The 12,100-nt window shown below is 72.0% G+C and carries 13 protein-coding genes; 7 read left to right on the top strand and 6 right to left on the bottom strand.

What is annotated here, in order from left to right:
• Positions 1–168: 168 nt before the first annotated feature.
• Entirely contained in the window at positions 169–2,616 is a 2,448-nt protein-coding gene (locus tag VT50_RS29855) for a SpoIIE family protein phosphatase (protein WP_046090232.1), read from the top strand.
• 61 nt (positions 2,617–2,677) lie between these two features.
• Here VT50_RS29855 and VT50_RS29860 read toward each other — a convergent pair whose 3' ends face one another.
• Positions 2,678–3,877, bottom strand: a complete 1,200-nt coding sequence (locus VT50_RS29860; RefSeq protein ID WP_046090247.1) for a LysR family transcriptional regulator — start codon at positions 3,875–3,877, stop codon at positions 2,678–2,680.
• 304 nt (positions 3,878–4,181) lie between these two features.
• On the opposite strand from VT50_RS29860, the gene snpA reads away from it, so the two are divergent.
• Positions 4,182–4,847: a snapalysin gene (gene snpA / locus VT50_RS29865; RefSeq protein ID WP_046090231.1), complete on the top strand. Its 666-nt coding sequence runs from the start codon at positions 4,182–4,184 to the stop codon at positions 4,845–4,847.
• A gap of 339 nt (positions 4,848–5,186) precedes the next feature.
• Positions 5,187–5,426 (top strand): hypothetical protein, encoded by a 240-nt coding sequence (locus tag VT50_RS29870; protein ID WP_046090230.1) that lies wholly within the window; start codon positions 5,187–5,189, stop codon positions 5,424–5,426.
• Positions 5,427–5,496: 70 nt separating this feature from the next.
• On the opposite strand, the gene VT50_RS29875 is transcribed toward VT50_RS29870, so the two are convergent.
• Both VT50_RS29875 and VT50_RS29880 read right to left on the bottom strand, forming a co-directional pair.
• Positions 5,497–5,940, bottom strand: a complete 444-nt coding sequence (locus VT50_RS29875) for an STAS domain-containing protein (RefSeq protein WP_078840994.1) — start codon at positions 5,938–5,940, stop codon at positions 5,497–5,499.
• Between the two features lie 228 nt (positions 5,941–6,168).
• On the bottom strand, positions 6,169–6,561 hold the full coding sequence (locus VT50_RS29880; RefSeq protein WP_046090229.1) for an STAS domain-containing protein: 393 nt from the start codon (positions 6,559–6,561) through the stop codon (positions 6,169–6,171).
• 265 nt (positions 6,562–6,826) lie between these two features.
• Between VT50_RS29880 and VT50_RS29885 the strand changes: the two genes are divergently transcribed.
• From VT50_RS29885 to VT50_RS29895, 3 genes are all read left to right on the top strand, one after another.
• Positions 6,827–7,525, top strand: coding sequence for an HAD family acid phosphatase (locus VT50_RS29885; protein ID WP_075200555.1), 699 nt, complete (start codon positions 6,827–6,829; stop codon positions 7,523–7,525).
• Between the two features lie 240 nt (positions 7,526–7,765).
• Positions 7,766–8,704 carry a beta-ketoacyl-ACP synthase III gene (locus VT50_RS29890; RefSeq protein WP_046090227.1) on the top strand — a complete coding sequence of 313 codons (939 nt, stop codon included), beginning with the start codon at positions 7,766–7,768 and terminating at the stop codon, positions 8,702–8,704.
• 118 nt (positions 8,705–8,822) lie between these two features.
• Positions 8,823–9,206 (top strand): VOC family protein, encoded by a 384-nt coding sequence (locus VT50_RS29895; RefSeq protein WP_046090226.1) that lies wholly within the window; start codon positions 8,823–8,825, stop codon positions 9,204–9,206.
• Positions 9,207–9,331: 125 nt separating this feature from the next.
• On the opposite strand, the gene VT50_RS29900 is transcribed toward VT50_RS29895, so the two are convergent.
• From VT50_RS29900 to VT50_RS29910, 3 genes are all read right to left on the bottom strand, one after another.
• On the bottom strand, positions 9,332–10,048 hold the full coding sequence (locus VT50_RS29900) for a helix-turn-helix transcriptional regulator (RefSeq protein WP_046090225.1): 717 nt from the start codon (positions 10,046–10,048) through the stop codon (positions 9,332–9,334).
• Positions 10,049–10,062: 14 nt separating this feature from the next.
• Positions 10,063–10,287 (bottom strand): hypothetical protein, encoded by a 225-nt coding sequence (locus tag VT50_RS29905; protein WP_046090224.1) that lies wholly within the window; start codon positions 10,285–10,287, stop codon positions 10,063–10,065.
• Between the two features lie 105 nt (positions 10,288–10,392).
• Positions 10,393–11,304, bottom strand: a complete 912-nt coding sequence (locus VT50_RS29910) for a glutaminase (RefSeq protein ID WP_046090223.1) — start codon at positions 11,302–11,304, stop codon at positions 10,393–10,395.
• Between the two features lie 202 nt (positions 11,305–11,506).
• Between VT50_RS29910 and VT50_RS29915 the strand changes: the two genes are divergently transcribed.
• Complete coding sequence (locus VT50_RS29915) at positions 11,507–12,097, top strand: peptidoglycan recognition protein family protein (protein ID WP_206269504.1); 591 nt, start codon at positions 11,507–11,509, stop codon at positions 12,095–12,097.
• The last annotated feature ends 3 nt before the right edge of the window (positions 12,098–12,100 follow it).

Here is a 12,100-nt window from a genome sequence, read left to right on the forward strand (position 1 = left end):
CGGCTCGCATGGCCCCACGGCTCGCGGACAGCCGACCCGCACGCTCCCCAAGGCATCCCTCCCGCCCCCTCCGGTCCCGAGCCGTGGTTGATGCCCGGACCGGAGTGGACCAGGCTGGAAGGGAGCCCTGGTGGACGGACCCGGTGCCGTCCCGGAGGGATGGCGAGGATGAAGCGCCACGACGGCGGCCCCGCGCAAGAGCGGGACGGCTTCGAGGAAACGGATACCGCACGAGCCACCGTCAGCGATGACGGGACGCTGACCAGCTGGAACGAGGGCGCCCGTCGGCTGCTCGGGTATCCGTCCGCCGATGTCGTGGGGCGGCCCGCCGCCGAGCTGCTGGCCGATCCGGGCCGCGCGACCGGCATCGGGGCCCGCCGTGCCCGCGCCCGGCTGACCCGTTGGCACGGGACCGTGGCCCTGCGCCACCGGGACGGCCGCGAGGTGCCCGTACCGCTGCTGGCGCACCGCAGACGGCCGGAGGGCGACTGGCTGCTGGTGACCGCGGCACCCCGGGCCGAGCAGCCCCCCGAGTCGTGGAACGACGCGCTGATGCGACGGGCCTACGCCCAGTCGCCCTGCCCCATGGCGATCTACGACGCCGATATGCGGCTGCGCAAGGTGAACGCCGAGATGGTCCGCGTCATCGGCCTCCCCGAGGCGGAGATCCGCGGTCTGCGGCTGTCGGAGATCAAGGGCAAGCTCCAGAGCGAACGGCTCGAAGCGGCCATGCGCCACGTGCTGGCCACCGGCGAGCCGCGCGAGGTGGAGACGCATCTGCGCACCGGCGGCGGCGAGTCCGAGGAGCAGGCCTGGTCGGCCCAGTTCGCCCCGCTGCGGGCGAGGGACGGGCAGGTGTACGCGGTCTGCATGGCGGCCCACGACGTCACCGATCAGTATCTGGCCCGCCAGCGGCTGCTGCTGCTGAGCGAGGCCAGTGAACGGATCGGCTCCACCCTCGACATCGACCACACCGCCCAGGAGCTCGCCGACGTCTGCGTACCCCGGCTGGCCGACTACACCAGCATCGACCTGCTGGACCGGCTGACCCAGGAGGAGGAGCTGCCGTCCGGGCCGCTCGCCGATCCGGTGGTACTGCGCCGCGCCGCCCGGCAGTCCAGCTACGAGGGCTGCCCCGAGTCCGTGGTGCCGGTGGGCATGGTGGACACCTACCCGAAGGTCTCGCCGATGGCCGAATGCCTGGTGGCGGGGCAGCCCATCATCCACGCGTCCGCCGACCCCGAGATCGCCGAGTGGGGTGCGCTGAAGCCCGAGCGCGCCCGGGCGATCCAGCGGTTCGGCATCCACTCGATCATGTCGGTGCCGATCCGGGCGCGGGGGACGACGCTCGGGGTGGCGGTGTTCGCCCGCCACCGCACCCCCGAGGCGTTCACCCAGGACGATGTGGTGCTGGCCGAGGAGATCACCACCCGGGCCGCCGTCTGCGTGGACAACGCCCGCCGCTTCACCCGCGAGCGCGCCACCGCCCTGGCGCTCCAGCGCAGCCTGCTGCCGCGGACCCTGCCCCAGCCGCCGGCCGTCGAGGTCGCCTCCCGCTATCTGCCCGCGGGCCCGTACGCGGGGGCGGGCGGGGACTGGTTCGACGTCGTCCCGCTCTCCGGGGCGCGGGTCGCGCTGGTGGTGGGCGATGTGGTCGGCCACGGCATCCAGGCGTCGGCCACCATGGGCCGGTTGCGTACGGCGGTCCGTACCCTCGCCGATGTCGATCTGCCGCCGGACGAGCTGCTCATCCACCTCGACGACCTGGTGATCCACCTGGCCGCGGAGACCGGGGCCGAGGAGGCCACCGGGGATGTGGGGGCCACCTGTCTGTACGTGGTCTACGACCCGGTCTCGCACCACTGCTCGCTGGCCGCGGCCGGGCATCCCGCCCCGGCGCTGGCCAGGCCCGACGGCTCCGTGGAGTTCCTTCCGGTGCCGCCCGGACCGCCGCTGGGGGTCGGCGGGCTGCCCTTCGAGGCGATGGAGACCGAGCTGCCCGAGGACGCCGTGCTCGCCCTCTACACCAACGGACTGCTGGGCGAGTGGGACCGCGATGTGGACGAGGCGCGCCTGCTGCTGGCCGACGCGCTGGCCGACGCGCTGGCCCGCCCCCGCGCCTCCCTGGGCGACACCTGCGACGCGGTGCTGCGGACGCTCCTCCCCGGCCAGGGCGTGCTGGACGACGTCGCGCTGCTGCTCGCCCGCACCCGCGCCCTGGACGCGGCGCACGTGGCGACCTGGGACGTGCCCGCCGACCCGGCGTGGGTGGCCCGGTCCCGCCGGAACGTGACGGAGCGGCTGACCGAATGGGGGCTCGCCGAGGCCGTCTCCACCACCGAGCTGGTCGTCAGCGAGCTGGTCACCAACGCCATCCGGCACGCCGCCCCGCCCATCCAGCTGCGGCTGATCCATGACCACTCGCTGATCTGCGAGGTCACCGACTCCTCCAGCACCGCCCCGCATATGCGCCGCGCCCGCACCTTCGACGAGGGCGGTCGCGGGCTGCTGCTGGTCGCCCGGCTCAGCCAGCGCTGGGGAAGCCGCCCGACCGCCGACGGCAAGACGATCTGGTCGGAGCAGACGCTTCCGGTGGGGCTGGCCGCCCCGGGCTGACCGGGCTGAACGGACCGATTGGGCTGATTGGACCGGCTGGACTGACTGCCTGAGCCTGGCGCTACGAGACCTCGGCGGGTCCGGCGAGCCCCAGGATGTCGAGCTCATCGCGGGTCGGGGGCTTCTGCAAGCGCAGCAGCGGGCTCTCGTTGCGGACCAGCCACTGGCGGTACGCCACGCTCGCCCAGGCGATCTCGAAGTACGCGTCCGCCAGGTCGCCGAAGAGTGCGCCGACGTCGAGGGGCGCCGCACCGGCCGCCGTGGCGTCGACGTCAAGGGGCGGCGCACCAGCCGACGTCGCGTCGACACCGATGGGCGCACCGGCCGCCGTCGCGTCCGCCCCAAGGGCCGCACCGGCCGCCGTATCCGGGACGGGTCCGGCGGCACCGGTACGGACGACCACCGGGTCCGGGGCGGATCCGTCGACGCCGTTACGGCCCGCCGGGCCAGCCCGTGAGGCCAGGAACAGCCGGACCGTCAGCGGATCGCCGTGCAGCGGGCGTACGGCCACGCCCTGGCGGGACCGCGCGGTGGGCTGACAGGGGGTGACCACCTCGCCCGAGGCGACCAGGTCGGCGGCGGTGAGGTAGTCCCCGTAGACCACCCGCGGATTGAGCCCCGCGGCGGCCAGCACCCGGCGCAGTCCGGGCCCCTCACCGTCCACGCTGGGGTCCACCATCCACTGGTCGGCGGCGAGTTCGGCGAGCCCCACCACGGGCCGCGCGGCGGCAGGGTGGGTTTCGGCCAGCGCCACGAACTGCGGCTCCCGCTCCACCAGCACCCGGCGCTCCACCCCCTCGGGCACCCGCAGCGGCGCGCCCTCGACCTCGTGGACGAAGGCGACGTCCAGCTGGTTGGCGGCGACCATCTGCAGCAACGCGTTGGCGGAGACGTCGATGTGGATGGTGGTGTCTGCGACGGGGTAGCGGGCGCGGAGCCTGCGCAGCCAGCCGACCACGGCACGGCTGCTCGTGCTGCCGATGCGCAGCCGGGCGTCGGCGGTCTGCCCCGCCTCCAACTGGACCTCGCTGACGAGGGCGTTCATCTCGGCCACTATCGGCCGGGCGCGGCACAGCACGGACCGCCCCAGCGGGGTCGGCCTGCTGCCGGAGACCTCCCGCGAGAACAGCCGGCCGCCGATGGTGTTCTCGATGCGCCGGAGCTGAGTCGTCAAGGATGGCTGGGTCATGCCCAGTTGGCGCGCCGCCTTTCGTAGGCTGCCGGTGTCGGCTATGGCGCACAATGCACGGAGATGCCTCACCTCGAGCTCCACGGCGGGAGCATAACTGCGCACTTATCCGCCACACCAGACTCTGAAACCGCACCAACCCATATCGGAAACGGTCAATCGGTGGTCAGACACCGGTCAACGGGGTATCAAACACCGCTCGGCGGCCGGGCCCTGAGCGCCCGGCAGGGGATATGCCCTCGACCTATCACCAGTTGATATCTCCGCGTACGGCCGGTTCTCCTCAAGACTCTGCGTCAGCCAAGAGTTCATCCCACGGCCCCGGCCGCCACCCCACACGGTGACCGGGGCCCGAGGACGATGAGGAGCCCCCCACATGTCACTCCCCAAGCTGGCGCTGTCCGCGACGATCGGCCTCGGCCTGGCGGTCTCCCTGTCCGCCATGCCCGCGTCCGCGGCCACGCCCGACCACTCCACGGCCCAGCGCGGCACCGCGGCCGCCGCCTACACGGCGAGCGGCGAGGAGCGGGCCGACACCGACGCCTTCATCAAGGCCGTCATGAAGTCGGCGCTGGAGAAGCGGGCGAAGTCGCGCAGCGCGACCGCCGCCGTCACCGTCACCTACGACGCGAGCCAGGCCCCGACCTTCCAGTCGGTGATATCCCGCTCCACCCAGATCTGGAACTCCGCGGTGAGCAACGTGAAGCTGCAGGAGGGCAGCGGCGCGGACTTCACCTACCGCGAGGGCAATGACCCCCGGGGCTCGTACGCGAGCACCGACGGGCACGGCAGCGGCTATGTCTTCCTGGACTACGCACAGAACCAGGAGTACGACTCGACCCGGGTCACCGCGCACGAGACCGGCCACGTGCTGGGTCTGCCGGACCACTACGAGGGTCCGTGCAGCGAGCTGATGTCCGGTGGCGGCCCCGGCACGTCCTGCACCAACTCGCAGCCGAACCAGGACGAGATCAGCCGCGTCAACCAGCTGTGGGCCAATGGCCTGGCCAAGCTCGAGAAGCAGCTGGCCAAGACCCACTGAGTCCGCCGGACCCGCCGATCCACTGGATCAGGGCCTAACCGCCCGCACCCGGTTCCCGACGCCGGGTGCGGGCGGCTCGGCGTGTGCGGGACGCTTACCGGGTGTCCGGCGGAGCCGCGTGGTCCGTCGCGTGGCAGGGACTGCCGCCCCGGGGCCCCGGGACCTCGGGCCTCGGGCCTCGGGCCTCGGGAACAGCACGCCTGGGCCCGTACGGCCCCGGTCGTCACGGGAAGCGACGCCGCCTCCGGGCCGGAGGTACCGTATAGACACCAGGAGCATTTCGCACAATCCGGCCGGATTCCCTCCAGCCGTGGGCCCCGGCCCCAGGGAGTGAGCACCATGGAGACCCTGATCACCGTGGTCGTCATCCTCGCGCTGATCGCCGTGGGCGCCCTGCTGATCCACCGGACCAATGTCCAGAACGGCAACCGCATGTCTGCCGAGAGCCACGAGACCCTTCCGGGCGGCGGGCGGGCCCGTCATCGCGCCTGGGGCCGCGGGCGGCAGCACCACCGGGGCCACCGAGTGACACCTCACCCGCCCCAGACGCCTCACCCGCCCCAGGACCGCAGGCCCTGAGGGCTTCACCCCCGTAAAGGGACGGGAGGGGAATCAGCCCCCGCGGGCGCCACGATCCGGCGGACGCTCCCTAGCCCTCTTCCTCCCGCAGCGCCTCGTCCAGCGTGGCCACCGGCTCGAGCACGTCCAGCGTCCTCCCCGCCCGCAGCGTGCGGAGGATCAAGGCGTCGTCGCAGACCAGCCGCAGCCGCCCGCCCCGCTCCCGAACACGTCGATGGGCCCGGCACAGCAGTCCCAGGCCCGAGCAGTCGAAGAAGGTGGTCGGGCGTAAGTCCACGATCACCGCGGGCCCGTCCCCGGCCGTGGCCGCGTCCAGCGCGGGTCCCACGCTTTCCACCCCGGCGATGTCGATCTCACCGTGGAGCTCCACGACGGTGTACCCGCCGACCCGGTGCGTACGGACCCGAGGAGCTGCGGCACCGGCCGGATACCCGCTCGCGGGCTCCCGCACGGCGCCCTGGGCACCGCGATCCAGCGGCACCGGCGCATCACGCGGAGCGCCTTGCTGCGTCATCGCGATATCCCCTCGGAACGGCACACTGCCCGTCTCACCTTCGTCAGGTCCCGGAAGCGGGCAGGGTCGGGCATCGGGTGCGACATTCCGCCGGGTCCTCAGGCGACGTCCCGCGAGCGTAAAGGGGTAACCGCCGGTTGCAGAGGGAGTGACGCAGCATTCCGCCGGTAAAGACCGCTCGTCCGAGTGAATTTCGGTTCTTACTATTGACACTTGGTCAGATTCAGCCTAGGCGAAGGCGTCACCGCCCCCTCCGGCCACCGGACCGGCCACGCCCGCGATCGCCGGAGTCAGGTCTTCCAGCACCTCGAAGGCGTCATCCAGCCGGACCATGTGCAACAGCCGCAGAAAGCGCGGATCGCCGATGACGAGCCGCAGCCGCCCGTCCCGCTCCAGCGCGCGATTGCGCAATCGGCACAGTAACGACAATCCGGCGCAGTCCAGGAACGTGACCGGTCGCAGGTCCAGGATCAGATCCGGGCATCGCACCTGGACGAGGGAATCGAGCCGAGCCACGATCCGCCCCGCGGCGAAGATGTCCAGCTCTCCCGCGACCTCGGCGACGGTGACGCCGCCGAGTACGTGGACTCTGACGCCGAAGGCGGGCCGATCATCGAACATGCAAGCCTCCTTGACCTGGTGGAGGCGCGCGACACCGGAGCCCGCAGCCACGCCGGTCATCGCCGGGGTCCAGGCCGGCCCTTCAGTAGATGACATACCCATCTACCGACTGACCAGTCAACGAACGCCCCGGCACGTGTCGTTGGCCTATTAAGGCCCCTCGGTCCCGAATCGTTACTCGCTGGTAAAGCAGAGGTCTTCTCATGTCCACCGGTAGCCGTGAACATGCCACCCGGCAACCGCCTCGACATGAAGGAAGTGACCGATGACAGCAGGACGCGTGCGATCACGGCGGCTCGGCATGACGACGGTGGCCGTCGCCCTGGCCATCGGCGTCGGCGGAACGGCCGCCACGGCGACCGCCGCCACGTCCGGCGCCACGACGGCCACCTCCTCGGCCACCGCGGCGGCCATCGCGACGGACACCACGTCGGCCACCGCGGCGCCGTCGAGCGCCACCGCGGCCGAGGAGGTCGACTACGAGACCTGGCAGCGTGATGTTCGCGCCATCATCGACGAGCAGCCCCGTCCCTACGTCGAGGAGCGCACCGCCGACCCCTCGGGCGAGAAGCGGGCCATCGTCCTGGACATCGACAACACCTCGCTGGAGACGGACTTCGGCTTCAGCTACCCCCAGCCCGCCGTGGAGCCGGTGCTGAGGCTCGCCCAGTACGCCCACGACCGCGGTGTGGCCGTCTTCTTCGTCACCGCGCGCCCCGGCATCATCCATCTGCCGACCGAGTACAACCTGGAGAAGGTCGGCTACTCGGCGGCCGGTCTGTACGTACGCCATCTGCCGGATCTGTTCCAGAACGTGGCGGAGTACAAGACCGCCAAGCGGGCGGAGATCGAGAAGAACGGCTACACGATCATCGCCAACATCGGCAACAGCCCCACCGACCTCACCGGTGGCCACGCCGAGAAGTCCTTCAAGCTCCCGGACTACGACGGCCAGCTCTCCTGAGCCACGGTCAGCGGTCATTCCCGTTCGCGTCATCGCCGTCGGCGTCATTCCCGTCCGCCGCACCCCTCGGCACCCGCCGGGGAAAGGCCGGGAACTCCAGATCTTGGCGCCCAAGATTGGTGAGTAACCCGAGCGCGCGGCACGTCTGCTCCCCTCAAGACTGGGCACACCGCAGACTGTCCGTCGAGATCTCCGCAACATTGCGCGGATACGTCGACACTGGCGCTAAGGGGATGACCGATGACCGGCTCGCACGTACTGGCTCTCGGCCACTACCAGCCCGCGAAAGTGCTCGGCAACGACGACCTCGCGGCCATGGTCGACACCAGCGACGAGTGGATCCGCAGCCGGGTGGGCATCCGCACCCGCCACCTCGCCCGCGCCGACGAGACGGTCGACGAGATGGCCGCGGCGGCCGCCGCCAAGGCGCTGGCCCACAGTGGGCTCGCCCCCTCCGACATCGACCTCGTGCTCGTCGCCACCTGTACGGCGATCGACCGCAGCCCCAATATGGCGGCCCGGGTCGCCGCCCGGCTCGGGCTGGCCCGCCCCGCCACCATGGACCTCAATGTGGTGTGCGCGGGCTTCACCCACGCCCTCGCCACCGCCGACCACACCATCCGGGCCGGGGCGGCCGGCGCGGCCCTGGTGATCGGCGCGGAGAAGTTCAGCGCGGCCACCGACTGGACCGACCGCTCCACCTGCGTACTGACCGGCGACGGCGCGGGCGCGGCCGTGGTGGTGGCCGCCGAGCGGCCGGGCGTCGGGCCGGTGGTGTGGGGCTCGGTCCCGGAGATGGGCGGCGCGGTCCGTATCGAGGGCACACCGCCCCGCTTCGCGCAGGAGGGCCAGACGGTCTACCGCTGGGCCACCACCCATCTGCCGCCGATCGCGCGGGAGGTGTGCGAACGGGCCGGGATCTCCCCGGAGGACCTGGCCGGTGTCGTACTGCACCAGGCCAATCTGCGGATCATCGAACCCGTCGCCCGCAAGCTGGGCGCCGTCAACGCGGTGATCGCCCGCGATGTGGTGGAGTCCGGCAACACCTCGGCGGCCAGCATTCCGCTCGCCCTCTCCAAGCTGGTCGAGCGCGGCGAGGTGGCCTCCGGCGCCCCGGTGCTGCTCTTCGGCTTCGGCGGCAACCTGTCGTACGCGGGCCAGGTCATCCACTGCCCCTGAGGGCGCCCCTGACACCCCTGACCCCTCTGAAGCCCCTCACGCCCCCGACGCTTCCGGCCCCCGCCCGACGTCCGATTCGTTCAAGACCGACCGCCCGGGCGCTCCCTACGCTGCCCGTATGACAGCACGATTCGACGCCATCGGCCTGGTCGTCGCCGACATGGCCGCCTCCCTCGCCTTCTACCGCCGTCTCGGCCTCGACATCCCGGCCGACGCCGACACCGAGCCCCATGTCGAGGCCGCCCTGCCCGGCGGCGCGCGGCTGATGTGGGACACCGTCGCGACGGTGCGCTCCTTCGACCCGGAGTGGACGCCACCGACCGGCTCCCACCAGGTGGGGCTCGCCTTCGCCTGCGACGGCCCGGCCGACGTGGACAAGACGTACCAGGACCTCGTGGGGGCGGGGGTGCCCGGCAAACTGGAGCCGTGGGACGCGCCCTGGGGCCAGCGCTACGCGACGGTCCTCGACCCCGACGGCAACGGCGTCGACTTGTTCGCTTAGGGCTCGCCTCCCGTCCGGTGCGCTTGAGCCTCCCCCGGCTACGGCTGCCGCTGCCGCTGGAAGGTGACCCGGCCGGAAGGTCCGCCCAGAGGTGACCACCGGGTCGCGGTCGGCGGTCCGCGGCTCTACGGCACTCTGAGCAGACGTCCCAGGGGCACTCCCGTCAGCGCCCTGACGTCGCGGGCGAGATGGGCCTGGTCGGCGTAGCCCGCCGTGGCCGCGACCTCCGCGAAGGGGAGGCCGGTGCGCGCCAGGTCCAGGGCCCGGTTCAGCCGGAGCACCCGGCCCAGCGTCTTGGGGCCGTAGCCGAACGCGGCGAGGGAGCGGCGGTGCAGCTGCCGCTCCCCCAGGCCCACGGCGGCGGCGATCCCGGCCACTCCCGTCCCGTGCGAGACCCCCGCGACGATCGCGGCAAGCACCGGATCGAGGGGTTCCGCCGTCCGCAGCCGCCCCAGGGCGGCCTCCTCCAGAAGGCGGCCCGGGGCCGTCCGCCCGGCGGCGATCAGCTCGGCCAGCCGCCGGACCTCCGCGCCCGGCCAGAGAGCGGCCAACGGGACCCGCAGATCGCGCAGTTCATGCGCCGGTACGCCCAGTACGGCAGGGCCCGTACCGGGGGCGAACCGCAGCCCCACGGCCCGGCTGCCCGGTGCGCCCGGGGCCAGGTGCGCACGGGTGTCCGGCCCCGCGACCAGCAGCTCGCCGTCCGGTCCGGGTCCCGCCTCGCTCCAGATCAGATCCGTACAGCCGTCGGGGAGCACCCGCTGCGGCCCGGTGCCAGCCGTACGGGTCCACACGACGGCGCCGTGGCCGATCAGCGCCCTCCGCTCCCGGTACTCGCTCAAGACGCTCAGGGCACTCAAGGGACCTCGCGCAGATACATCGCGCCGCAGGAGTGGCAGAAGGGCCCCGCGTCGCCGGTGGCCCACAGATCGGCGCCCTGGGTCTCGGCGTCCGGGTCCAGCTCCCGCCCGCACATCGCGGTCGTCCCGTTCCCGCGGACCATGTGCCAGATCTTGACCGGCGCGCCCGCGACCCGCCCGGAGCTGCCCTCCTCGTATTCGGCGCGCATCTCGTGCTGCATTGGCGGTACACCTCCTGCTCACCACCACTACTCTCCATGCTCCCGCCACACCAGCCCGAGCGCCACCTCCGCCCGGACGCCCACGCCAAGGGGCGCCGCAGGCGGCTAGAAGACGGACCAGCCCGTCAGCGTCGTGAAGTGGTCCAGAGCCGCCACCCCCGCCACCGAGTTGCCGCGCGCGTCAAGCCCGGGGCTCCAGACGCACAGCGTGCAGCGCCCCGGCACCACCGCGACGATGCCGCCACCGACCCCGCTCTTGCCGGGCAGCCCGACACGGTACGCGAAGTCGCCCGCCGCGTCGTACGTACCGCAGGTGAGCATGACCGCGTTGACCCGCTTGGCCTCGCTGCGCGACAGCAGCCGCGAGCCGTCCGCGCGCAGCCCGTGGCGGGCGAGGAAGCCACCCGCCAGGGCGAGATCGCGGCAGCTCATCTCGATCGAGCACTGCCAGAAGTAGTGCTCCAGAACGGTCGGCACGGGGTTGTCGAGGTTGCCGTAACCGGCCATGAAGTGGGCGAGGGCGGCATTGCGGTCGCCATGGGCCGTCTCGGAGGCGGCCACCTCCTGGTCGAAGGCGAGGTCCGGGTTGCCGCTCTCGGCGCGCAGGAAGTCCAGCATGGTGGTGCTGGCGTCGCCCGTAAGGGTGTGCAGCCGGTCGGTGACCACGAGCGCCCCGGCGTTGATGAACGGATTGCGCGGGATGCCGTGCTCGTACTCCAGCTGCACCAGGGAGTTGAAGGGGTTGCCCGAGGGCTCCCGGCCGACCCGCCGCCACAGCTTCTCGCCGTCCTCGGCGAGGACGAGCCCGAGGCTGAACGCCTTGGAGATGGACTGCATCGAGAAGGGCCGCTCCCAGTCGCCGACCCCGGCGACATGGCCGTCGACGTCCGCGAGGGCGATCCCGAAGCGCTCCGCGTCCACCGAGGCGAGCGCCGGGATGTACTGGGCCACCCGCCCCCGGCCGACCTGCGGCTTCACATGGGCCGCGACCTCCTCCAGCACTGCCTGGTAGTCCATGGTGCGGTGAGTCTCCTGTTGCGAGGTCGTACGGTACGGAATGAACCGGTTGCGAGGTCGTACGGATGAACCGGTCCGCACGATAACGCGCCCCCTATAACCCCTCACCCCATGTGTTTATGGAGGTGCGACGGGTAAGCAAACAAGTGAACGAGGCGGGCCGCGACCGGGGCCCGCCACCGGACCAGAACGGAGGCGGGGCATGGCCTCACCCATGTCCGCGGGGGACTTCCTGGCGGCGCTCACGAACGAGGGCTTGCAGGTCACGCAGGTCGGCGACTGGCAGCACCACAACCGGAACCACAAGGGGCCATGGGGCTCGGTGCACGGGGTGATGATCCACCACACCGTCACCTCCGGCACCGAGGAGACCGTGGAGATCTGCCGGGACGGCTACGAGGGGCTGCCCGGCCCGCTGTGCCACGGCGTGATCGCCAAGGACGGCGGCGTCCACCTGGTCGGTTACGGCCGCGCCAACCACGCCGGGCTGGGCGACGACGACGTCCTGCGGGCGGTGATCGCCGAGAAGGCCCTCCCGCGGGACAACGAGGCGAACACCGACGGGAACCGCGCCTTCTACGGCTTCGAATGCGAGAACCTGGGCGATGGCGAGGACCCGTGGCCCGAGGAACAGCTGGACGCGATCGCGCGCGCGGCGGCGGCCGTGTGCCGCCATCACGGCTGGACCGAGCGCTCGGTGATCGGCCACCTCGAATGGCAGCCGGGCAAGGTGGATCCGCGCGGCTTCACGATGGCTGCGATGCGCGAAAGAATCCACGAACGGCTCAAGTAGGAC

Source organism: Streptomyces antioxidans (genome assembly GCF_000968685.2).
Taxonomy (GTDB): Bacteria; Actinomycetota; Actinomycetes; order Streptomycetales; family Streptomycetaceae; genus Streptomyces; species Streptomyces antioxidans.